This window comes from Arenibacter sp. F26102 (assembly GCF_023015865.1).
In the GTDB taxonomy this organism is placed as follows: domain Bacteria; phylum Bacteroidota; class Bacteroidia; order Flavobacteriales; family Flavobacteriaceae; genus Arenibacter.
The window spans coordinates 244,002-267,070 of sequence record NZ_JALKBC010000002.1 but is presented as its reverse complement, the minus strand read 5'-3'; the positions used below and the strand labels follow the sequence as shown (position 1 = coordinate 267,070).

The window sequence follows — 23,069 nt, the reverse complement described above, 5'->3', positions numbered from 1 at the left end:
CTACCTTTCCGACTGGACTTATTTTCTATTATTTTATTGGCTTTTTCATGCCGTTTTTAAAGCTTCTGTAGTTCTGGGTTCTTCTATAGGGCATTTAATCCGAGACACTGCAATGGGTCCTTCCTTGTCTAAAGGGGTTTGTGACTAACTATGATTACCACTCAAATAATCACCCCCCTCCGTTAAACTGCCATTAAAACCCTTGAAACACCATATACCTTTAGGAGCTTAACTGCGATTTGTCCTTTGTAAACAACCGTTCATCCGGACAACATTCTTCAACTCGTGTTTTAACCAATTTTTATCCCTTTCAACCACTAAATTTCCATCTAGGCCAAGGCTGGTCGAATTTTGCCGTATAACATTAAACAAAAGGTATGAAAACATTATTACTCGTTAAAGAAATTTATTCCGAAGGATTTAAAAACCTGGGAAACATCATTGTTAGAAATTATTTCAAAGCTTTCTTGTGGTTCAGTATAGCTATGTTTGCCGTAGTATTGTACGCTTTCATTTTTAGATTGGCTACCGGATTTGTTTGGGACTAAAAAATAAGAAATGCATTAGTATGAAAAGTATGCAGTATTTAAGAGAATTATTGATAGGAAAAAGTGATGGAATTGAAGTTCCAATAACACTAAAGTTGTTGTTGATATTGGTGTTTCTGTGCTTTTTCCTAGCCTTGTTCTCTATCTTGCTATATACTTTTGAATAGAATATTTTATTTCAAAGCCCAAGGTTTTGCTAGCTTTTTATTTTGTACTATTTCCTTGTTTTTTTAATGTTATGTTAGTTCCCCCACCTGGACAACATAACCAGAACAGTTTTTTTGTTGTTGATCTAAGGATAAGATTAGTTCTAAAATAAATTATGGATATTATCCAAAATATTGGAAATATTCCATAATTTAGCATACCTTTTTTTGGTGTGCAATGGACAAAACAATACTTCATTTGGATTTGGATACTTTTTTTGTATCCGTAGAGCGACTTCAAGACAGTAAATTGGAGCATAGGCCCATACTCGTTGGTGGTGTTAGCGATAGAGGGGTTGTAGCAGCATGTAGCTATGAGACCAGGGGTTTTGGAGTGCACTCCGGCATGCCTATGAAAATGGCCAAGGAACTTTGTCCGGAGGCCATCATCATAAAAGGGAACGCTGGAAACTACAGCAAGCATTCCGATATCGTAACCGATATTATCAAAGAACACGTCCCCCTATTCGAAAAATCCAGTATCGATGAATTTTACGCCGATCTTACCGGAATGGATCGGTTTTATGGTTGCCACCAATATTCCAGCGAGTTACGCCGCAAAATCATTAAGGAAACCGGACTCCCCATTTCCTTTGGGCTATCGGCAAATAAGGTGGTATCCAAGGTAGCCACCAATGAAGCCAAACCCAACAATGAATTACGGATAGATATAGGGCACGAGAAACCATTTTTAGCACCTTTATCCATTAAAAAAATACCTATGGTGGGCGATAAAACCTATCAGACCCTTCGGAATTTGGGATTGCGGCAAATAAAAACCATTCAAGAAATGCCCATGGATATGATGCAACGGGTATTGGGCGCCAACGGTGGCGTAATCTGGAAGCGAGCCAACGGCATAGACAACACCCCTGTTATTCCTTTTTCCGAGCGGAAATCCATTTCCACCGAACGTACTTTTGACAAGGACACCATAGATGTCATTAAACTGCGGGGGATCCTTATTGCCATGACCGAGAATCTGGCCTATCAGTTGCGGAGGGGAAAAAAACTTACCGCATGTATTGCAGTAAAAATTCGTTATTCGGACTTTAATACCTATTCCAAACAACTAAAGATTCCTTACACCAGTGCGGACCATATCCTGATTCCCAAGATTTTGGACCTCTTCAATACGCTTTACAACAAAAGACTGTTGATCCGGTTGATCGGTATTCGCTTCAGTCATTTGGTACAGGGTCATTACCAGATCAATCTATTCGACGATACCGAGGAAATACTAAATCTATACAATGCCTTGGATAAGATTAGGGAACGCTATGGGGATAAAAGTGTTATAAGAGCCTCTGGTATGGGAGCCAAGACCATTGGAAGAATGCAGAATCCGTTCAACGGACAGCCACCTATAGTATTGGCACATAGGAAACAGTGAGCCGTGGGCAGTGGGCAGAGAACAATGGGCGGAGAACAGTGAACAGTGGGCAGTGAACAGTGAACAGTAGTAGTGGGAGAAAAAAGAATCAAGAACCAAGAATATGGAAACTAGACCTTAATAGTTCAAAGTAATTACCGTCATTACGAGTCTACCTGTCGATAGACAGGCTTCCCAACCAACAGGGAGGCGCAGCGCGGCAATCTGTTTATTGCTGTGGTGTTAATAAGTGCGGTTATGTTCGGTTAAGCTCAGAACCACTTCAACCCGAAACCATAGACTTTTTACCTTTTAACTCTTGGCTCTTGGCTCTTGGCTCTTGGCTCTTGGCTCTTGGCTCTTTAACAGTCTACGGTATATTCAAATACTTATGCGTTTGAAGCGACACTTTCCATTTGGGGTTTTGCATTACATAATCTACGATCCAGGGAGTAACCTTATCCCTAACGCTCCATTCCGGCTGCAGGTACAAAATGCAATCCTTATTGGTTTTGGCCGCCTGTTCCTCGGCAAAAATAAAGTCGTGCTTATTGTACACGATCATCTTTAATTCATGTGCCTTGTCATAGATAATGCCCTCTGGCAACTTATTCTTTTTTGGAGAAAGACAGATCCAGTCCCAGCTTCCTGAAAGAGGATAGGCCCCGGAAGTTTCAATATGGGTCTTTAGATTTTTGGCCTTTAGGGCATCTGTTAGGGGGCCCATATCCCAGGTGAGGGGTTCACCCCCGGTAATGACTATGGTATCGGAATATTTAGCCGCATTCGCTACAATATGGTCTATGCCAGTAGGCGGATGGGTTTCTGCATTCCAGCTCTCCTTAACATCGCACCAATGGCAACCTACGTCGCAACCGCCTACACGAATAAAATAAGCAGCGGTACCTTTGTGGAACCCTTCGCCCTGAATAGTGTAAAATTCTTCCATTAATGGAAGCATTAGGCCTTGGTCGACCAGCGCTAAAACATCTTCTTTTACCATGGCGCAAAGATAGAAAATACCCCGCTCTAGTACTACTAATTAAGAAAAAGATATTACAACCCGTCTTAACCCCACCTCATTAAAAAATATCTTAAATTAAACCTTAATAAATACCCGTAGTGCATACGTCTAATATATGCTTGAAAACAGTTATATAAAAGAAATATAGTAAGGAACTACTATATACATACGTTGCGGCATATTGACCCGTCCTGAATAATGGCTACTTGAATAGGTACAAAATTTACAGGAAAGCAGAGGACCAAATACAGTACAATTAACCAATCAAAAAATCCGTAAAAATGAAAGCAACTATCACAAAAAAATATCAATTTCGATAAAGCTGGATATTTTGCCATAGGATTAATTGCTTTGGCTTTTTTAGGTTTTTGACCTACCTATTTTTCAAAATTCTTTGATGGTACAGCCAACTTCAATAATTATTTTCATTTTCATTTTGTAATAGCATCCCTATAGATAGCACTACTAATAGTTCAACCAACACTAATTAGGTAAAAGAAATTCTCAATCCATAAACAAAACGGAAAATTGAGTTTTATCATTTTACCCTTGTACTATATATCCGTAATTTTATTAAAACATTTCAATATTGGAGGTGAAGTTACAGTAGGCTTAGGAGCAAGTTTATGGTTGCAATTAAAAGATTTGGTTATTATCGGACTCATGTTTGCCATAGCTATGAGAAACAGACATAATATGCAAGTGCATGCACGTGCTATGATTGCAACGGGTATTGTATTTATAGAACCTACTTTGGGACGTTTTATTATTCTCACCTTATTACCCGAGCCAGATTTTATGCTTGGCTTGGGAATTACGATTATCATTATTTATACACTAATTATATCGGTAATTTTCCTGGAACGAAAACAAAAAAACGGACGATGGGTATTCCCTATACTTTTAGGTATGTTTATTATTTTTCACTATCTTATTTTCTTTCAAGTAAGTTTCCCGTTGTGGGATTCAATTGCAGAATGGTTTGTAGGGCCACCGATTACACAATAAAACGATTATAGGTTTAAAAATACAAACGCACAATAATGACCATATGTAACCTGCCCGACAGCATCGTTCCCGTCCATACCGGCACGGGTATACTGGCCGGTTTCTTGCTCTTGGTGTTTACTTGCAAATCCGCCGGAACTCCCGCCTAAATAACAAAGTTGGGCAGGTATCGTTCGGTACGAGCAGGATAATTCGCCAACAAATGCAGCTACTCATTTCCGAGACCGTTGTACAATATTTTAACAGTCTTAACATTTAAATAACAAAAATGAAAATGCAAAAATTATTACCAAAAGTATACGTTTTGGGTTTTATACTATTTGTCATTTCCTGTAGTACTGACGAAACATCTGATCCTGACCCTATTCCAAATAACATCCCAGTTATGACAAATCAAGAATTTGATGTTCCTGAAGATCTAGGTAAATTGAAAACCATTGGCATTTTGGAAGCAACAGATGCAGATAATGACAACCTTACCTTTCAACTAGAATCTGACATTGACTTATTAGTTAATTCATCGACTGGAGAAATAAAAACAACAGCTAATTCTATTCTTGATTATGAAAATGAAACCACACTAAATTTCAATGTGAGTATCAAAGATAATAAAGGAGGAAAAAAAACTGCAACTATTACCATCAATGTATTAGATGTAGATGATGGTCCTTTGACTAATTTGCAGAAAAGTTTTATTAATGAGTACGTTTATTTAACCTATAAGTTGTCGCCAACCTCTAGCGGTGGTTCTCTAAGTGAAAAATGGCAAAATGAAGTTAAACTTTTCATAGAGGGAAACATCACTACCGCCTATCAACAAATGATAGAGAGCTTTCTTGAAGAATTCAATGCTCTAATTACGGATAATACGACATTAACCCTTGTTAGCAGTTTGGAAGAATCTAACGTACATTTAATTTTGGGAGCACAGTCTTCCATTCAGCAAATATGGCCCGATATGTTTAATTTAGTTTCTGACAGTAATTTGCAAGGCTATGCCTTATATAATGCGAATGCAAATAATCATATAATTGAGGGCCGGATTTGGGTGAATAACACTAATAAAGGTATTTTTATTCATGAATTGGGTCATATTTTAGGATTAGGTCATACCTCTAATCAGTATTGCGACAATGGGGGTCGTAGTTTTATGTGTTCCGCACCAGCCCCAGAATTTAATACATTTGATGTAGAAATCATTAAAGCTTTATACCATTCAGGCACTTCGGTTGGTTTGACACAAACTGAAATGAGAATGTTAATTGAGGAGTATATTATAGAGAATTCTATTCTTCAATAAATTTAAAAATATTTTAACTTTATTGAGATTAAAAACATTGTACAACATTGTTTATAATTCAGTCATTATACATAGAAAACTGAGAATTTCTTATTTTTAATCGGCTCGATTTCGTGCCGAAAATCCTCTACACTCAAAAGCGTGGCAGGACAGATTTTCAGTTTGGTGTTTGCTAGCAAATTGGCCCGAACGCCCACCTGAATAACAAAGTCGGGCAGGTATCGTTCAGTACGAGCGGGATTAATCGCTAACACATACAACTACTCATGGCCGAAACTGTTAAACCAAACCAATAAAATGAAAGGACCCAAAAAGAATATAGACAATTATTTGGACAACCATTACATCCACCGAAGTAACTGGTTAAGAGCAGCTGTTCTTGGGGCCAATGACGGAATTTTATCAACGGCAAGTCTTGCAATAGGTGTTGCCGCTGCAAGTGAAGTTAGAGACCCAATTGTGTTAGCAACTCTAGCAGGATTGGTAGCTGGTGCTCTATCTATGGCAGCAGGTGAATACGTTTCCGTAAGTTCCCAGACCGATGTAGAAAAAGCAGATATTGAAAGAGAGAAAATAGAATTAACAGAAACACCTGAGATCGAATTGCAGCTGTTAGTTGAGATTTATGAAAAAAGAGGACTGAAAAAAGAAACCGCAATAACAGTAGCAAAAGAACTAACAGAACACGATGCGTTAGGAACACACATGAGAGATGAATTGGGCTTGAATGAAATAAGTAAAGCCAAACCCATGCAAGCCGCTTTTGCCTCCGGAGCAGCTTTTACAGTTGGTGGAATACTACCTCTCATCGTAACCCTCTTCTTGCCCTTAAAAAGCATGGAGTATTCCCTTTACGGTTTTGCTCTTTTTTTCCTGATCATCCTAGGGGCGCTAGCAGCAAAAACGGGTGGATCAGGTATTAGTAAGGCTATCATCAGAATCACATTTTGGGGCACAGTGGCAATGGGGTTGACTGCTATGGTCGGGTATTTATTTAATGTAAATATTGGTTAATGAAAAGTTTTAACTTAGGCTAATCAAAAAATATAATTTCCCGTAATGAATAAATTAAAAATCACCTTCCTTTCAACAATTACCTTTTTGTGGATAATGCTAAGTTGCAATCCAGCAAAAAAACAGGTAGAAAGTCCTCCTCCCAACATACTTTTCTGTATTGCCGATGATGCTACCTATAGGCACATGGGTGCCTATGGCAGCTCTTGGGTAAAAACTCCAACATTCGATAGAATTGCTGAACAAGGTTTACTGTTTACCAACGCATATACCCCTAATGCAAAGTGCGCACCTTCACGTTCCTGTATTGTAACTGGTCGTAATTCATGACAATTGGAAGAGGCGGGTAATCATTGGAGTTATTTTCCAACTAAATTTAAAACATATGCCGAAACGCTCAGTGAGAACGGCTATCATGTGGGTTTAACTGCCAAAGGATTGGCTCCAACCGTGGCCTTGACCGAAAGTGGAAAACAAAGACTTGTTTTGGGAAAGGAATTTAACGAAAAGAAAACAACGCCTCCCACAACTGCAATGTCCAATATAGATTACGCGGCCAATTTTATTGAATTTTTAAATGAGAAAACAGAAGACAAACCTTTTTGTTTTTGGTATGGAGGGTTCGAACCTCATCGTGAATATGAATATGGCAGCGGTATAAACAAAGGCAATAAGAAGCTCGAAGATGTTGATGAAGTAATGGGTTTTTGGCCAGACACGGAAGCAGTTAGAACTGATATGCTCGATTACGCTTACGAAATAGAATATTTCGATTCACATCTGGAGAGAATGCTAAAAACCCTTGAGGAAAGGGGAATGTTAGACAACACAATTGTTATCGTAACATCAGATAACGGAATGCCATTTCCGCGTGTTAAAGGTCAAGCCTATGAGTATTCCAACCATTTGCCTCTTGCAATTATGTGGAAAGACGGTTTAAAACAACCAGGTCGTAATATTAATGATTTTGTAAGTTTTATCGATTTTGCACCAACATTTCTTGAATTGGCAGGTATTGAACAATCCAAATCACAAATGCAGCCAATCGAAGGAAGAAGTTTAACTGATATATTATATTCCGATAATGGAGAAAATATATCGGCAGACAGAGATCATGTACTAATTGGTAAAGAGCGCCATGATGTAGGACGACCAAATGATGCGGGATATCCAATTAGAGGCATTCGCAAGGGAGATTATTTGTTGGTACTTAATTTTGAAACAGACCGCTGGCCTGCAGGAAATCCGGAAACAGGTTATTTAAACACCGATGGAGGTGCTACAAAAACTCAAATATTGGATGACAGAAGGAAAATGGGTGCGAATAAGTATTGGGATCTCTGTTTTGGGAAACGGCCCTATAAAGAGTTATATAATGTAGTTGATGATCCTTTTTGCATTAATAATCTGATAGACCAACCTGGATTGTTAGAAACTGCGGGTAATTTGGAAACACAATTAATTAAAGAATTAAAAGAACAAAAAGACCCTCGCATGTTTGGAAATGGGCATGTTTTTGATGAGTATATGTACGCAAATGAAGCTGACCGGAATTTTTACGAGCGCCAGATGAAGGGTGAAAACCCAAAAGCCGGTTGGACCAACAAAACCGATATTGAATCGGCAGAGATGATGCAAGTGCTAGAATAAAATAATTGGAAATAAAGAAAACCCATTAGAAAACAAAGTCAATAAGCGAACACTCAACTAACCCAACGATTCAAGTTTAAAGAACATAGGTAATGATTAAAACTGACCCATAATAGCTGTTAAAGATGTTGTAGCCAGTTCTAAATGGTATCAGTCAGTATTTGGTTGTAGAAGTATGCACGGTGGAAACGAGTTTGAGGTCTTGTTGTCTGAAAATGATGAAGTCCTAATTTGCCTTCACAAATGGGGAGAACACCAGCATCCTACCATGAACAATCCACTAATTACCCCTGGAAATGGACTTATCCTTTATTTCAGGACTGATAATATGAAAGGAATACGACAAAACATCGAAGCATTGGGCTACCCGATGGAAGAAGATATTCACTTAAATAAGAACTCGAGGAAAATGGAATTTTCAATTCGAGATCCCGATGGCTATTATTTAACGGTTACCGAATTTCACACATATGAAGGTTGAAATAAACTAAGCCAATTTCTGGCTCAGGCCTACCGTTTGATGATTGCACCAGATTTCTTATTTTTATTGCAAATGTGTTCTTTAAGAGAACAATCTTTACTTGTAATATTGTAAAAACATTCAGAACCCATTAGATGATATTTTATATACTAGAAACCTATGAATCCCGAGCTTGATTTTTTCTTTAATAAGGCTAGTAAGTGGCAGGACGCTTATAAGAAATTGAGAATGCTTATTCTGGATTGTGGACTTACGGAAGAATTGAAATGGGGCAAACCCTGTTACACCTTCAAGGGTACAAACATAGTTCTAATACATGGGTTTAAGGAATACTGTGCACTGCTATTCCACAAAGGCGCTCTTTTAAAGGATACCAATGGCATCCTTGTTCAACAAACCGAAAATGTACAGGCAGCACGGCAGATAAGGTTTACCAATGCTGCGGAAATAGCGGAGATGGAAACTACCCTAAAGGCCTACATCTTTGAGGCCGTAGAGGTAGAAAAAGCCGGATTAAAAATAGATTTTAAAAAGACCAAGGAATACAAGGTGCCGGAGGAATTTCAAAAGAAACTTAATGAAACCCCTGAATTAAAATCTGCCTTCGAATCACTTACCCCTGGCCGACAAAGAGGATATCTTCTTCATTTTTCCCAACCCAAACAGTCCAAAACCAGAGTATCCAGAATAGAAAAATGTTTGGAGCAAATTCTCAACGGCAAGGGATTAAATGACTACCAAAAATCATAAATTTTTATGTACAAATACCCATTGCCAATAATTCTAATTACGGCGCTAAGTTTGTTGGCGTTCAAGGCATCGCCCTTCCAAACAAGTACTACAAAGACAGGTAAAATTCAAGTAATGAACTTGGCTCCTAGTGACAGCTTAAAAGTTTATGAATCCGAAAATTTAATTGTTCTTAAACTGTCACAGCATATTTACCAGCATATTTCGTTTTTAAATACAGATGATTTCGGAAAAGTTGCCTCTAACGGAATGTTGGTCATCAATAACCATAAAGGAGTGGTGTTCGACACCCCCACGGACGACAAAAGTTCCTTGGAACTAATAAAATTTGTGACCAAAAAATTGAAAACGGATATAACTGCTGTAATACCGACCCATTTTCATGAAGATTGTATTGGAGGGATCGCTAATTTTGTTGATAAGGGCATTCCCGTATACGCCAATAATAAAACAATGGCATTATTTAAAACGAAGAAATTAAACTTTAGCAAACACATAAATGAATTTAACGGCAAGCTTAGTTTGAATATCGGAGAGAAAAAAGTGTATGCGGAATACTTTGGGGAAGGCCATACCGAAGACAATATTATAGGATATTTCCCTGAGGATGAAACTATTTTTGGCGGATGCCTCATAAAAGAGAAAAACGCAGGCAAAGGATACTTAGGTGACGCCAATACAGCTGAATGGCCAGCAACCGTGCAGAATATCAAATTAAAATACCCTGATACCAAAATTGTAATCCCGGGTCATGGCGAATACGGGGGCACGGCATTATTGGATTATACCATACAGCTCTTTCAGTAAACAATAAGCCCCATAAAAAGGACCGGTACTCCCTTATTCGGCCTATGCACAATTCGAATTAAATAAAAAAACCCTGACCAGGAATTCCCTGACCAAGGTTTTAATCTTACTAAACATTCCAGTCTTATTTACTTAAACGGGAGTCATTATCCAATTATACATTTTCTGGAACTTCAAACCCTTTACGGTAATCTCGTCTCAACATTTTATCTGCTTCCTGGTCGTTTACGAAGGATTCGGATTTTGGATTAAAGTCCAGGACACGACCCGTTCTGTAGGCAATGTTGCCCAAATGTGCCAATCCTGAGGAAAGATGTGCAGTTTCTACCGGTCCGTTCAAAATAGTTTTGTCACGCTTGCGCACGGCCTCTATAAAATTGGCAAAATGCCCGTCCGTACCCCCGGCACCACGGTCCATTCCAGATCCGGACTCTCCACCATCCTCACCAGATTTGCCTGGTGTTCTGTCCTCTCCTAAATATGTTTTATACTTGTCATAACCGTCTACGACCAATATTCCCTTATCTCCATAGAAAATATTTCCTACAGTGGCACCTTCCTCGGTGTTGGTACACCATGGCCGTACTTCAAACTGTATAATTTTCCTTTCTTCAGGGTAGTTATATACTGAAGTAAGTACTTCTGGCACTTCCTTGCAATCGTCCCAAAGGAACTTACCGCCCATGGAGGTAATTTTAGTAGGGAGCCCAACATCCAAGCCCCACATACATAGATCGGTTTCATGAATACCCTGGTTGCCCACATCGCCATTTCCGTAATCCCAATGCCAATGCCAATTGTAATGCACCAAATTCCTGGTAAATGGACGCTTTTGGGCAGGCCCAGTCCAAAGATCGTAATCGATTCCTGCCGGCACGGGAGAAAAACCTTGGTCACCGATATCGCCCCTCCAACGAAAAACAATGCCTCTGGCCATATATACTCGACCTATATATCCATCCCGCATTAGGTTGATAGCCTCGTTAACAGCGGGGGAACTTCTCAATTGAACCCCGTGCTGTACAATACGGCCATACTTTTCTGCTGCTTCCACCATTTTACGGCCTTCCCAGATATTGTGCGACCCCGGTTTCTCAACATAGGCGTCCTTACCTGCCTGGCAGGCCCAAATTACAGAAAGGGCATGCCAATGGTTTGGTGATGCAATACTAACCACGTCTATATCCTTATTATCCATAACCCTGCGAAGATCCTGCTCCAGGGCAACATCTTTTTTATACGTTTCCTTAAAGGTTTTTTGGCGCTCCCTCAACAAATCCATGTCCGGATCACATAAAGTGGTAACCTGTACATTCTTTTGTGCCATAAGGCCCTGGATATGGCTTTTTCCACGGCCATTGACGCCCAATACTGCCGCATTAATACGGTCGTTGGCCCCAAAGACGGTGGATGAAATTATGGTCGGTGCGGCAATAACAGCCGAACTGGCCACAGCCGTTCTTTTAATAAAAGATCTTCTCGTTGATTTCATTTGACTCTATATTTACATTAACTTTAATTACACAATAGTTTTACTTACTATAACATTTTATTTATTGTTTAAACAATTAAGCAAAAGACTCTATGTCGCCCATTTGTAGGTAATGCCTTCCATGGTCACTTCCTCCTTTTCAGGTGTTTATTCCCCTGTAAAGGTGACCTTATTTTGAGCAACAGAACAATAGCTTTTATCTTTTGCTATGAAAGTTAGTATTATTTTTTTATTCGTTAACGTTAACAGCCATAGATTTTTGTTAATTTTTAATAATTAGATGATCAACGCCAGGTATATGCAACGGTTTTTTTTTAATCCATTGCATAAATTTAATCTATCCGCTACCTTTAGTAATCCAAAACATGTAAAGGCCAAAACCAACATTAAGTCCAAATTATAGACAATGACTAGTTTACAGATAAAGACGAATCCCAAGGTTGCCATGGTTTTTGACGATTACCCCCCAGAGATCCGACAAAAAATAGAATACCTACGAACGCTGATACTTGAATCCGCCAAGAAAATAGAAGGTCTAAGGGTGTTGGAAGAAACTTTAAAATGGAGCGAACCCAGTTATTTAACCAAAACCGGAAGTACCATTAGAATAGATTGGAAACCGAAAACCCCAAATCAGTACGCCATGTACTTCAAGTGTACCAGTAAATTGGTACCTACCTTTAAAATGGTGTTCAACAATACATTTAAATTCGAAGGCAATAGGGCCATCATTTTTCAATTGGAGGACAGTATTCCAAAAGAGGAACTTCAAGCTTGCATTACCGCTGCCCTCACCTATCACAAGGTAAAACATTTGCCTACCTTGGGCATGTAAATTTTGAGGATGGAATAGGAATCGTCAAAGTCCGTCACGGAAAACATAGTAAATAACAACAAGATAATTTGATTATTTGTACAACTCAGAAGTAGCCAAGCTCACACTTAAAAAAATATTGTAAATTAATACCTTCATACTTCCCCCACTTATTATTACCGCAGTTAAACGCCAATGACCAATGATTATATATAATTGTTGGCAGCAAGTATAAAAATCAATATTTAGAAAGAAATATGAAAAACTCAACAAAGATAAAATTTGCGATCGCTCTTGTTCTTTGGGTTATTGGTACAGTATTGGTATACAAAAAAGGCAGCGTAAATTCTCCGATTATTATAACCGGCGTTGTATTAGTAATTGGTTTGGTTTCCCAAATTCGTAAGAAAGTAAGCAAGGAGTAAAACAGAATTCCAATGGTAATATACTGCCAAATTTAGTTGTAACACTTCATGGTAAACCTTAGCTAAAAAGGTAATAACCTGTTACTGACAATGCCTTTAACATACAAGGCAAATACAAAAAAATATCGTACCTTAACTCTTCAATACCTCCCTCTCATTTTTAAGACCAAGATTAACGCTTGGAACAGAATTATGATTCACAATCATAATCTAACACTGTACCTTATGGGTATCAAAAACATTGAGTATTATAATCCAATACCTAGGGAATATGAAACGTTCAAAAAAAATATGGGTGATTACAAGTGTTGTGGTGCTTTCTTTCTTTATCGGCTGTAAAAACAATAAACCGGACCCTAACTTAGCCTCTTTGAATCTTTTGAGAGGTGAACTGCAATTATGTGGAAATGGACAATTTGGCAACGTCAACTTTTCTGAAGCCTGCAGTTATGAAACAAGGGAAACTTTTAATCTTGCTATTTCTCTGCTTCATTCCTTTGAATATATCGAGGCAGAAAAAGCATTTGTACAGGTATTGGATAAAGATCCAGATTGTGCCATGGCCTATTGGGGTGTAGCTATGAGTATTTACCACGGTTTATGGGCACCTCCTGAAAAATCCGTATTACAAAAGGGGGTGAAACTTCTTGCAATAGCTGAAAAATTGCCTAAGTCAAAAAAAGCAGAACAATATATTGCCGCCATAGGTGCTTTTTACAAGGACTGGGAAACAGTAGATAACCAAACCAGGAAGTTAGCTTATGCTCAAAAAATGAAAGAGATGTATGAAGAAAATAGAGAGGATACCGAAGTAGCTGTTTTCTATGCCTTGGCCCTTAGTGCATCGGCTGTAGAGTCGGATAAAACCTATTCCAAACAACGGGAAGCTGGAAAAATATTGGAAGATTTATTTAAGAAAGAACCGAACCATCCGGGCATTGCCCATTATATAATTCATTCTTATGATTATCCGGAATTGGCCCACTTAGGCCTTAGCACAGCCAGACGCTATGCCAGTATTGCTCCAAATTCTGCGCACGCACAGCATATGCCGTCGCACATATTTACACGTTTGGGCCTTTGGGAAGAATCCATTAACACCAATATCAATTCAGCAGCTTCAGCTGTTTGTTATGCAGAAAGCATAGAACCCGGAGCTCATTGGGATGAGGAAGTACATGCAATGGAATATCTGGTTTATGCCTATTTGCAAACAGGAAACAATACACTTGCCAAGGAACAGTACGCTTATCTTAAATCGTTTAAAAAAATATTTCCGCCGAATTTTAAAATTGCATATACAGCAGCATCCATTCCTACACGAATAGCTGTGGAAAACAAAGATTGGGAAGAAGCAGCAGCTTTAGAGCTGCCTCAAATTGCGGAGATGGAATGGCAGAAATTCCCTTGGCAAAAAGCCCTATTACAATTTGCAAAGGCATTGGGGAATATTCATACCAATAATCTATCAGCCGCTCAGGAAGAACTTGATTTGCTGCGTTCTCTTGAAAAGGAGTTAATAACATTGAACGATCCTTATAAAGCTAACCAAGTAGCCATCCAAATTAAATCAATAGAGGCATGGCTTCATCTAAAAAAAGGGAATAGTGAAGAAGCTCTATCATTAATGAATACGGCCGCAGAAATGGAAAGCCTCACCTCCAAACATCCGGTAACGCCAGGGGAAATTTTACCCGCAGATGAACTTTTGGCAGACATGCTCCTAACACTAAACAAACCTGTCGAGGCCTTAGCCGCCTATGAGTTAAATCTAGAACGGCGCCCTAACAGATTCAACGGAATCTATGGTGCAGCAATTGCATCTAAACAGGCAGGCAATAAAGAAAAAGCAACAGCCTTTTTTAAAGCATTGATAGAACTAACAAAGAACGCAGATAGCGATAGACAAGAAATAAAAGAGGCCAAAACATTCCTTGAAAAGAATATCATTTAAAATGAACAGGCTCTATTACATCCTCATAGGCTCCCTTATTTGGTGCTTGTTGTCTTGTAATGAGACGACAAAAAAAGAATTACCCGTCTATAATCCTTCCGACTTTAATCCAGAATTAGTAGATATCAGTTTACAAAGTACTGCTAAAGATCATACTGTTGCCAATTTTGAATTGATAAATCAAAATGGAAAAATTATAACGCAAGAAGACTACAAAGACAAAATATATGTCGTCGATTTCTTTTTTACAAATTGCCCAAGTATTTGTCCTGTAATGACTAACAATATGGTTGAACTTCAACATAAATTTCTAAACAACGACGAAGTTATGTTTTTATCATTGTCCGTAACACCTACCATTGATAGCATTCCTGTCCTGCGAAAATACGCAACCGACAAAGGCGTAGTAGATTCTAAATGGAATATAACTACTGGAAATAAAAAGCATATTTATGAATTAGCAAGGAAAAGTTTTTTTGCCGTTGTTGAGCAAGGTGATGGTGGACTGCAAGATTTTATTCATACCCCCAACTTTATATTGGTTGATAAGAAAAAACAAATACGAGGAATTTATGATGGGACAAATAGTGAAGAAATTGAGCGATTAATAGAGGATATTAACGTTTTAGCAAACTGATGAAAATAAATCTTGGATAAGACACTTAATAATTATAAAGGGATTCAAATCGGGCCTATACAAAAAGGACGACTAATCAGTTCTTAATACCTGCCTCCCTTTGGCATTCTAGTATTATATTAAGAAACAGACTGCTAGTAAAAAATTGGCCATTTTGGAAAGTGCATATTGCTTTCAACAAAAACATTTCCCGAACCTAATTTTCCAGTGATTCTTCTGTAAATTTCCAAACTTTTCGTATACTAGTTTAACCGAATAATCCATTAAATCCTGCATGAAAAACAAGATTGAAATAAAACTGGCCCAAACCACGACCCAATACCTTGAGGCAAAAGAGTTGATTTTGGAATATGTAGCCTGGTTGGGAATTGACCTCTCCTTTCAAAACTTTGATCAAGAAATGGAAGGCTTACCGCAAATGTATAACCCCAAGGACGGTGGATTATTTCTTGCCTATATAAACGGGGAGGCCGTTGGCATCGCCGGTATCCGTAAATTCAACGCGGAAGATTGTGAAGTTAAAAGAATGTACGTAAAACCAAACAGCAGAGGCTTGGGCATAGGGCAACTGTTATTGAAAAAATGTCTGGATACCGCCAGGAAACTACAATACAAAAGTGTAAAATTGGACACGGCCGACTTTATGAAATCGGCCATAAAATTGTATACGGACAATGGTTTTGTAGAAATTTCTGCCTATCGCCATAATCCCCACGAATCGGCCAAGTATTTCGAATTGGATTTGACCAAGAACCTAAATTAAAAGTCAAGGGAGACCAAGATTTTACTAAAGTCTGAATATCTTTACATAAAATAGAAATCATTAAAATGGCATTCCATAAAACAACAATCTCTTTTGGCTGTATAATATAAATCGAACAAAATGGAAAATATAATGGCAACCACAGACAATAACCGCCTTTATAAACTTGCCCTTAGATTTGCCTTGTTCACCATAATCTACAATATTGCCGAAGGTCTAATCTCCACCTACTTGGGCTTCGAAGACGAGAGTCTGGCGCTTTTCGGTTTTGGTGCGGATAGTTTTATAGAGGTCATCTCCGGTATTGGAATAGCACATATGATTATTAGGATTCAAAAAAGACCTGATAGTAATAAAGATCCCTTTGAACGTACCGCTTTGAGGATTACAGGATTCGCCTTTTATGGTCTGGTGGTGGCCTTGGTATTTACCAGCCTTTATAACATATGGAGTGGTCACAAACCAATTACCACCTTTTGGGGTGTTGTCATTTCTATCGTCTCCATTGCCATCATGTGGATGCTTGTAGTGGGCAAAAGAAATGTGGGAAAAAAACTGGCTTCGGAACCTATTCTCTCCGATGCCAATTGTACCATGGTCTGTGTATATATGTCAATTATCCTTTTGATCAGTAGCGGTATCTATGAACTGTGGAACATTCCTTACATAGATAGTATTGGCACATTGGGGCTTTCATATTTCTCATTTAAGGAAGGGAAGGAATGTTTTGAAAAGGCCAATAGCGATAAATATTGTGGCTGCCATTGATTCCCACCACCCGAAACTAACCTGAAATCATATGTGTTATTGCAAAAATGATCAATATAATTTGAATAGTTAGGATTCCTTACTATATTTGTATTGCAATAATGCTATAACCTAAATTTAAGAACAATGAAAAAATCAGTTTTTTATCACGCAGGATGTCCAGTATGCCTAAGTGCAGAACATGAGATCTTAGAATTAGTAGGAAAAGACAATGTAGAAATTGTACATTTCGGTACCAGCAAATCTCGTATTCCCGAAGCCGAAAAAGCAGGTGTTAAATCGGTTCCAGCTTTGGTTACCCCTACTGGAAATGTGCTCCACATTAACTTTGGCGCTTCCATGGCAGATGTAAAGGGTTAAAAAAAATTAACCCAAAAAGTTAGGATTCCTAATAATTTATTTCATAATTTTAGTAATGAACGCCATGAAAATATGGGTTTGGGACACCTACGTAGCCCGTGAAGACCAATAGACCATGAATTTTGATATACTAGTACCCAGTACTATGAAAAATAAGGACTTTATTTTTAGTTACGGTCGTGAATTTCTATCCAAAAAGCCGTTCCAAACAGCTGAATTATCCTCCAAGGAATGTAAGTTCTACCATATGGAACAAGTTCCAGATACCATAGCGGATACCATCAATAAAAATGGGTATTATATCATAGAAATGAAAAATTGCCAATAATATAATTAGGATAACTAACTTTGCCTGTCGGGCAAAATCCCGGCAGGCTTTTTATATGGACAAGAGTATTTTTAATCCAGACCATCAGGAGATGGACGTTTCCAGTAAAATTGTTGCCGGACTTGAACGTATATCCGAAGCGTTCAAGGTATTGCTATGGGATAAAGCTAAATTATTGGGATTAAGTCCCATTCAAATCCAAATCTTAATTTTCATCGCTTACCACAAAACCGAATTTTGTAATGTAAGTCACTTGGCCAAAGAATTCAATATTACCAAACCAACTATAAGTGATGCTATTAAAGTGTTGGACAAGAAAGCCTTAATAACCAAAAACTACTCCTCCAATGATAGTAGAAGTTATTCCATTGGTTTGTCCACAACTGGCAATAAAATGGTGGAAGAAACCTCCAATTTTGCCAATCCCTTAAAAGCTCAGCTCACAAATATAAATCAGACCGACCTGGAAGGTTTATTCGGCACCATAAGCAAACTTATCTATCAATTAAATAGAAGTGGAATACTTACCGTTCAAAGGACCTGTTACGGCTGTAAATTTTACAGTAGGAACAACGAGCAGGACTATTGTAATTTGTTGAACAAGGAATTATTGAATACGGATATTAGGTTGGATTGCCCTGAATTTGAAGAAAGGCACGCGTACTAAAACTTCCGGTCCAAACTCCTATAATAGAATATCTTCTCCACAACTTTGTGATATTAGCCAAGATTTAGGATATTTACGGCTTCCATGTTTTAAGAAAAACTGGTAAATCCAAACTAAGGTCACCCTAGGCTTTTAAATAAAGTAAATGAAGAACATTTGTCTACTCTGCGGCATATTTCTATTGTCCATTATCCCTTGTCTTGCTCAGCAAGGTAATACCTCAACATTAACAATTAAGGAAATTATGCAGGGCGATGACTTTGTGGGGCATCTTCCTTCCAACCCCCGGTGGTCCATAAATGGTCAGACTCTATATTTTGATTGGAACCCCATACACGCACAAAGTGACTCCCTTTACACCTACCATTTAAAATCGGCCAAGACGATAAAAACCGATTTTGAGACCGAATACGCTCTACCAAGTACTAACGGGGTTTATAACCAGGATCGATCTCTGAAATTATATGCCAAACGGGGCGATATATTTCTATTAAATCTTAAAAACCAACATATTACCCAGATAACCCAGACCGAAGAATACGAAAGCAGCCCCCATTTCACGGAGAATGGCACCAAAGTGGCCTACCAAAAGGATAAAAAACTTTTTACCTGGAACATAGCCAACGGGAGTACCGTACAGCTTACCAAAATTAAGTCCAAAAAAACGGAGGACGAAAAAAGCCAAAAAGATCAATGGTTATACGAAGATCAATTAAGCCTATTTGATGTACTGCGTGAACGAAAAACAAAGAAAGACGCGGCCGAGGAAATGAACAAACGCTTGGAGGCTAAGGAACCTTTACCTATTGACCCCGAAGACAAATCAATTTACAATCAAAGGATTAGCCCCAATGGAAAGTATATTACTTACATAGCTGCTAAATCTCCAAATGGCAATAAGGGTACCATTGTTCCCCATTACGTAACCGAATCGGGCTATACCGAAGATGAAAATACAAGATCTAAGGTGGGCAACGAACCTTACGAATATGAATTGTTCGTATATGACATTGCCAACAGAAAAGCCTTTCCAGTGGTCCTGGACAGCCTGGAAGGGTTGGATTACGTACCTGAGTACACCAAGGATTATCCGGATAAGACTTATGAAAACAAAAACAGGCTAGGCTATATTGATGGCCCTATTTGGAGCGAGGACGGAAAATATGCGGTGCTGGATATAAATAGCAACGACTATAAGGACCGGTGGATCGTACTTCTAGATCCACAAAAAGGTACGGTTACGCAGTTAGATCGCCAACATGACGAAGCTTGGATCGCCGGACCTGGCATTGGAGGATACGATGGAGGCGAAATGGGCTGGATGCCCGACGGAAAAAGTATATGGTTCCAATCCGAAAAAACGGGCTATTCACATCTTTACATCATAGATGTAAACTCCAAAAAAGTTACGGCATTAACTTCGGGTGAATTTGAAATTTACAACCCTCAAATCTCAAAGGATAAAAAACGCTGGTATTTTACGGCCAATAAGAACCATCCCGGGGATCGCCAGTTTTATAGCATGCCCATTGGAGGTGGAAAACTTCAACAGCTAACCCAAATGACCGGAGCCAACGAGGTTACCCTGTCCCCAGACGAGCGTAAAATGGCCATACTGCATTCTTACACCAACAAGCCCACGGAACTTTATCTGCAGGACAATCCTATTTGGGTAAAATCCAAAGCAGAGGCAAAACAAATCACCTACTCCACTACCAAAGATTTTCAGGCGTACCAATGGCGTGACCCAGAAATAATAACTTTTAAGGCCATGGATGGCGAAGCGGTACATGCCCGATTGTACAAACCCAATTCCGATATAAAAAATAAGGCTGCGGTAATTTTTGTACATGGTGCGGGATATTTGCAAAACGCCCATAAATGGTGGAGTACCTATTACAGAGAGTATATGTTCCACAATCTCTTGTTGGACAATGGTTATACCGTGTTGGATATAGATTATAGGGGCAGTGCTGGTTATGGTCGGGACTGGCGTACTGGAATTTACAGACATATGGGTGGAAAGGACTTGACTGACCAAGTGGATGGAGCAGCGTATTTGGTACGGGAATTAGGAATAGACCAGGATAAAATAGGCATCTATGGTGGCTCCTATGGAGGATTTATAACCTTAATGGGAATGTTTACCACCCCTGACATTTTTAAAGCGGGTGCAGCGATCAGGTCCGTAGGAGACTGGGCAGCATACAGCCACGGATATACGGCACGGATCTTAAACACTCCGGTCACGGATAGTTTGGCCTACCGAAGAAGTTCCCCTATTTATTTTGCGGACGGATTAAAGGGCGATTTATTGATCTTGCACGGCATGATAGATGACAACGTACATTTTCAGGATATGGTGAGATTATCCCAACGCCTGATCGAATTGGAGAAACACAATTGGGAAATGGCAGTATACCCGGTAGAACGGCACGGTTTTGTGGAGCCCAGTAGCTGGACAGATGAATACACCCGTATCTTTAAGCTCTTCCAACAAAGTTTGCTAAATAAAAACTAAGTCGAATCAAACGCTGTACACCATTACCTGTCTGCGAAGGCCCGATGGCAACCTGGACTAACCCTTTATTTAATTCCACATATTACATGCCAGTCAATTAGACCGTACCCAAAATGAACTAAGTATTATACATTCTCACTTCTTAATGGTAATATTCCAATGTACTAAGGTATTCGGCACCAATTAAAGACACAAAAAGCATAAAAGGACATACGTATTTGAAAAATAAGCCGTTTGCATTATATATTATCTAAATTGAATCATATCTTAACATTTAAATTTAATTTGGACAAGGCTAAGTCCAGGTTAGTCTACTAAGTTATTAGAATATAGGACAAGCAACTAGGTAATCTTTAACGAGTATGGGAACGCAGAACAAGTATTATGGATGGAGATGGGATGAAGAAGACCCTATATTCAAGAATCTTGAATACATTAAAAATGTCCTGGGATATGTAGAACCCGCCGATCAATCATTTACTTCGGACAGTTTCAAGAAGTTATTTTATCCTGGAGATTTTGATTTACTTCAAAAATCATGGAAGGAATATAAAAAAGGCACCAATCACTCCTTTGAAATGTCCTATAGGTTTAAGCATAAGGATGGGTCCTGGAGATGGATAAAAGAATCTGGTCTAGCCAATGAATTTAGCACCTCCAATAGTCCTATAGGCGGAATTGGAACCATACAGGAGGTTACGGACAAGAAAAAAAAGAATACCCAATTAAAATCCATCCTTAAAAACGTTTCCATTATAATACTGCGCTTACGACAAGATTCCAGCAACAATCTTAAAGTTGAGTATATAAGTGAGGAAGCCCTACAACACTGGAATATACCATGTAAAACCCTTTTAAAGGATGAAGACTATTTACGTAATTTAGCACATAAGGATGATCTTGGTAGAATTAGATACGCCCTGAGCAATTCATTTGCGAAAATGGAATTTTTCGAATGCCAATGGCGTGTGATTTCAAATGAAGACGAGATTCTTTGGTGTCAGGGTGTAGGCACACCTATAAAGGATAAAGATGGCAGTTGTTTTCTAGACATTGTAATTACCGATATCACTAAGGAGAAATTGTATACCGAACAACTTCAGGTATCCGAAGAAAAATACCATAGCCTATTTCAGCATTCTCCCCAGCCTTCATGGGTGTATGACCTAGAAACATTATCATTTTTAAATGTTAATACGGCTGCTATAGAAAAATATGGTTATAGCAAAGAAGAGTTCATGGGCATGACTTTGGCAGACATAAGGCCAAAATGTGAGTTGACAAATCTGGAAAAACAGGTTCAAATAACTCGGCAAAATTATTTAAACCTTTTCGATGGCCATTTTAAACATATTACCAAAAAGGGAGAAATATTAACAGTGCATCTATATAGTAGTCCTATTACCTATAATGGCCAAAAATGTAGGCAAATCATCGCCATAGATATTTCAGAAAAAATGAAATATTTAAAATTCATAGAAAATCAAAATAAGAGTCTAAAAAAGATAGGCTGGATGCAATCCCATGAACTGAGAGCGCCTTTGGTACGCTTAATGGGTCTAATAAATTTACTCACAGATCATGAATCCATATGTAAGGAGGAAAGGCATTATATCAATACCGAAATTACAAATTCGGCCAATGAAATGGATATAATGACCAAAAATATAGCCAAGATTATTAACGACACCCAACTAAAAGAGAAAAAGAATGACCTACAGATTATTGCAGATTGATGACGACCCCGTAATTCTTTTTTTGCATAACAAACTGTTTTCAAAATACACCAATTCCAAAATTGACCAATTTAAGAATGGAAAATTGGCTCTAGACCATATACTCGATAATAATGGTCCCGACATTTCCTATATGTTGCTTTTGGATATAAATATGCCTGTAATGAATGGTTGGGAATTTATGGATGAGATTTGCAACCATGGCTTGGAAAAAAGCATCAGCGTCATAATTTTAACTTCCTCTGCGGATTACGCAGATTTGGATAAATCCAAAACATATGCCAACATTGTACATTTTATTCAAAAACCTTTGACCAAGGAAAAGATTGAAAAAGTACCGGTGCTTATGGAATATTTGGAACTACAGGAATAGGCTGTTTCCTCGTCCACACTTTAAGACTTTATTTTGCACTTTCTGGAAAGTTTAATCCATTCACAGAGGTT

21 protein-coding genes and 1 pseudogene are annotated in these 23,069 nt (G+C 38.5%); 20 read left to right on the top strand and 2 right to left on the bottom strand.

Annotated elements, in window-relative coordinates:
- The first annotated feature begins 377 nt into the window (after window positions 1-377).
- Together MWU78_RS03665 and dinB are read left to right on the top strand one after the other, a co-directional pair.
- Window positions 378-548: a DUF6747 family protein gene (locus MWU78_RS03665; protein WP_187586983.1), complete on the top strand. Its 171-nt coding sequence runs from the start codon at window positions 378-380 to the stop codon at window positions 546-548.
- A 384-nt stretch (window positions 549-932) separates the two neighbouring features.
- Complete coding sequence (gene dinB, locus MWU78_RS03660; protein WP_246995078.1) at window positions 933-2,147, top strand: DNA polymerase IV; 1,215 nt, start codon at window positions 933-935, stop codon at window positions 2,145-2,147.
- A 349-nt stretch (window positions 2,148-2,496) separates the two neighbouring features.
- Here dinB and MWU78_RS03655 read toward each other — a convergent pair whose 3' ends face one another.
- The gene (locus MWU78_RS03655; protein WP_246995076.1) at window positions 2,497-3,129 is read right to left on the bottom strand and encodes a 7-carboxy-7-deazaguanine synthase QueE; all 633 of its coding nucleotides are present in this window, start codon (window positions 3,127-3,129) and stop codon (window positions 2,497-2,499) included.
- 549 nt (window positions 3,130-3,678) lie between these two features.
- Between MWU78_RS03655 and MWU78_RS03650 the strand changes: the two genes are divergently transcribed.
- From MWU78_RS03650 to bla, 7 genes and pseudogenes are all read left to right on the top strand, one after another.
- On the top strand, window positions 3,679-4,158 hold the full coding sequence (locus MWU78_RS03650; RefSeq protein ID WP_246995074.1) for a hypothetical protein: 480 nt from the start codon (window positions 3,679-3,681) through the stop codon (window positions 4,156-4,158).
- 268 nt (window positions 4,159-4,426) lie between these two features.
- On the top strand, window positions 4,427-5,458 hold the full coding sequence (locus MWU78_RS03645; RefSeq protein ID WP_246995072.1) for a cadherin domain-containing protein: 1,032 nt from the start codon (window positions 4,427-4,429) through the stop codon (window positions 5,456-5,458).
- Between the two features lie 297 nt (window positions 5,459-5,755).
- Window positions 5,756-6,472, top strand: coding sequence for a VIT family protein (locus MWU78_RS03640; protein WP_246995070.1), 717 nt, complete (start codon window positions 5,756-5,758; stop codon window positions 6,470-6,472).
- Between the two features lie 45 nt (window positions 6,473-6,517).
- Window positions 6,518-8,122 (top strand): annotated as a pseudogene (locus MWU78_RS03635) (sulfatase).
- A 109-nt stretch (window positions 8,123-8,231) separates the two neighbouring features.
- On the top strand, window positions 8,232-8,603 hold the full coding sequence (locus MWU78_RS03630) for a VOC family protein (RefSeq protein ID WP_348647053.1): 372 nt from the start codon (window positions 8,232-8,234) through the stop codon (window positions 8,601-8,603).
- 159 nt (window positions 8,604-8,762) lie between these two features.
- Entirely contained in the window at window positions 8,763-9,353 is a 591-nt protein-coding gene (locus MWU78_RS03625; protein ID WP_246995066.1) for a YdeI family protein, read from the top strand.
- Between the two features lie 114 nt (window positions 9,354-9,467).
- A complete protein-coding gene (gene bla, locus MWU78_RS03620) occupies window positions 9,468-10,160 on the top strand; it encodes a subclass B1 metallo-beta-lactamase (protein WP_281503793.1) in 693 nt (230 codons plus the stop codon).
- Window positions 10,161-10,314: 154 nt separating this feature from the next.
- On the opposite strand, the gene MWU78_RS03615 is transcribed toward bla, so the two are convergent.
- The gene (locus MWU78_RS03615) at window positions 10,315-11,652 is read right to left on the bottom strand and encodes a Gfo/Idh/MocA family oxidoreductase (RefSeq protein WP_246995062.1); all 1,338 of its coding nucleotides are present in this window, start codon (window positions 11,650-11,652) and stop codon (window positions 10,315-10,317) included.
- A gap of 406 nt (window positions 11,653-12,058) precedes the next feature.
- Between MWU78_RS03615 and MWU78_RS03610 the strand changes: the two genes are divergently transcribed.
- From MWU78_RS03610 to MWU78_RS03560, 11 genes are all read left to right on the top strand, one after another.
- Complete coding sequence (locus MWU78_RS03610; protein WP_246995060.1) at window positions 12,059-12,487, top strand: DUF1801 domain-containing protein; 429 nt, start codon at window positions 12,059-12,061, stop codon at window positions 12,485-12,487.
- Between the two features lie 675 nt (window positions 12,488-13,162).
- Window positions 13,163-14,845 (top strand): hypothetical protein, encoded by a 1,683-nt coding sequence (locus MWU78_RS03605; protein WP_246995057.1) that lies wholly within the window; start codon window positions 13,163-13,165, stop codon window positions 14,843-14,845.
- A complete protein-coding gene (locus MWU78_RS03600; protein WP_246995055.1) occupies window positions 14,826-15,482 on the top strand; it encodes an SCO family protein in 657 nt (218 codons plus the stop codon). The genes MWU78_RS03605 and MWU78_RS03600 overlap by 20 nt, the downstream gene beginning before the upstream one ends.
- Before the next feature lie 274 nt (window positions 15,483-15,756).
- Window positions 15,757-16,245, top strand: a complete 489-nt coding sequence (locus MWU78_RS03595) for a GNAT family N-acetyltransferase (protein WP_246995053.1) — start codon at window positions 15,757-15,759, stop codon at window positions 16,243-16,245.
- 120 nt (window positions 16,246-16,365) lie between these two features.
- Window positions 16,366-17,013 carry a cation transporter gene (locus MWU78_RS03590; RefSeq protein WP_246995051.1) on the top strand — a complete coding sequence of 216 codons (648 nt, stop codon included), beginning with the start codon at window positions 16,366-16,368 and terminating at the stop codon, window positions 17,011-17,013.
- A gap of 126 nt (window positions 17,014-17,139) precedes the next feature.
- The gene (locus MWU78_RS03585; RefSeq protein WP_111624247.1) at window positions 17,140-17,373 is read left to right on the top strand and encodes a thioredoxin family protein; all 234 of its coding nucleotides are present in this window, start codon (window positions 17,140-17,142) and stop codon (window positions 17,371-17,373) included.
- Between the two features lie 115 nt (window positions 17,374-17,488).
- Window positions 17,489-17,701 (top strand): DUF2024 family protein, encoded by a 213-nt coding sequence (locus MWU78_RS03580; protein WP_281503788.1) that lies wholly within the window; start codon window positions 17,489-17,491, stop codon window positions 17,699-17,701.
- A gap of 55 nt (window positions 17,702-17,756) precedes the next feature.
- Window positions 17,757-18,368 carry a helix-turn-helix domain-containing protein gene (locus tag MWU78_RS03575; RefSeq protein WP_246995047.1) on the top strand — a complete coding sequence of 204 codons (612 nt, stop codon included), beginning with the start codon at window positions 17,757-17,759 and terminating at the stop codon, window positions 18,366-18,368.
- A gap of 145 nt (window positions 18,369-18,513) precedes the next feature.
- Window positions 18,514-20,889, top strand: a complete 2,376-nt coding sequence (locus MWU78_RS03570) for a prolyl oligopeptidase family serine peptidase (protein WP_246995045.1) — start codon at window positions 18,514-18,516, stop codon at window positions 20,887-20,889.
- A 362-nt stretch (window positions 20,890-21,251) separates the two neighbouring features.
- Window positions 21,252-22,625 (top strand): PAS domain-containing protein, encoded by a 1,374-nt coding sequence (locus tag MWU78_RS03565; RefSeq protein WP_246995043.1) that lies wholly within the window; start codon window positions 21,252-21,254, stop codon window positions 22,623-22,625.
- Window positions 22,600-22,998: a response regulator gene (locus MWU78_RS03560; RefSeq protein WP_246995041.1), complete on the top strand. Its 399-nt coding sequence runs from the start codon at window positions 22,600-22,602 to the stop codon at window positions 22,996-22,998. Before MWU78_RS03565 ends, MWU78_RS03560 begins: the two co-directional genes overlap by 26 nt.
- Window positions 22,999-23,069 lie beyond the last annotated feature (71 nt).

What these genes read in the sequence shown, in the direction of transcription:
- MWU78_RS03595 (WP_246995053.1), top strand. Translation starts at nt 15,757, where the DNA reads ATGAAAAACAAGATTGAAATAAAACTGGCCCAAACCACGACCCAATAC.
- MWU78_RS03575 (WP_246995047.1), top strand. Translation starts at nt 17,757, where the DNA reads ATGGACAAGAGTATTTTTAATCCAGACCATCAGGAGATGGACGTTTCC.
- MWU78_RS03560 (WP_246995041.1), top strand. Translation starts at nt 22,600, where the DNA reads ATGACCTACAGATTATTGCAGATTGATGACGACCCCGTAATTCTTTTT.
- MWU78_RS03580 (WP_281503788.1), top strand. Translation starts at nt 17,489, where the DNA reads ATGAATTTTGATATACTAGTACCCAGTACTATGAAAAATAAGGACTTT.
- MWU78_RS03665 (WP_187586983.1), top strand. Translation starts at nt 378, where the DNA reads ATGAAAACATTATTACTCGTTAAAGAAATTTATTCCGAAGGATTTAAA.
- MWU78_RS03640 (WP_246995070.1), top strand. Translation starts at nt 5,756, where the DNA reads ATGAAAGGACCCAAAAAGAATATAGACAATTATTTGGACAACCATTAC.
- bla (WP_281503793.1), top strand. Translation starts at nt 9,468, where the DNA reads ATGAACTTGGCTCCTAGTGACAGCTTAAAAGTTTATGAATCCGAAAAT.
- MWU78_RS03565 (WP_246995043.1), top strand. Translation starts at nt 21,252, where the DNA reads ATGGGAACGCAGAACAAGTATTATGGATGGAGATGGGATGAAGAAGAC.
- MWU78_RS03605 (WP_246995057.1), top strand. Translation starts at nt 13,163, where the DNA reads ATGAAACGTTCAAAAAAAATATGGGTGATTACAAGTGTTGTGGTGCTT.
- MWU78_RS03570 (WP_246995045.1), top strand. Translation starts at nt 18,514, where the DNA reads ATGAAGAACATTTGTCTACTCTGCGGCATATTTCTATTGTCCATTATC.
- MWU78_RS03625 (WP_246995066.1), top strand. Translation starts at nt 8,763, where the DNA reads ATGAATCCCGAGCTTGATTTTTTCTTTAATAAGGCTAGTAAGTGGCAG.
- dinB (WP_246995078.1), top strand. Translation starts at nt 933, where the DNA reads ATGGACAAAACAATACTTCATTTGGATTTGGATACTTTTTTTGTATCC.
- MWU78_RS03615 (WP_246995062.1), bottom strand. Translation starts at nt 11,652, where the DNA reads ATGAAATCAACGAGAAGATCTTTTATTAAAAGAACGGCTGTGGCCAGT.
- MWU78_RS03655 (WP_246995076.1), bottom strand. Translation starts at nt 3,129, where the DNA reads ATGGTAAAAGAAGATGTTTTAGCGCTGGTCGACCAAGGCCTAATGCTT.
- MWU78_RS03590 (WP_246995051.1), top strand. Translation starts at nt 16,366, where the DNA reads ATGGAAAATATAATGGCAACCACAGACAATAACCGCCTTTATAAACTT.
- MWU78_RS03645 (WP_246995072.1), top strand. Translation starts at nt 4,427, where the DNA reads ATGAAAATGCAAAAATTATTACCAAAAGTATACGTTTTGGGTTTTATA.
- MWU78_RS03585 (WP_111624247.1), top strand. Translation starts at nt 17,140, where the DNA reads ATGAAAAAATCAGTTTTTTATCACGCAGGATGTCCAGTATGCCTAAGT.
- MWU78_RS03610 (WP_246995060.1), top strand. Translation starts at nt 12,059, where the DNA reads ATGACTAGTTTACAGATAAAGACGAATCCCAAGGTTGCCATGGTTTTT.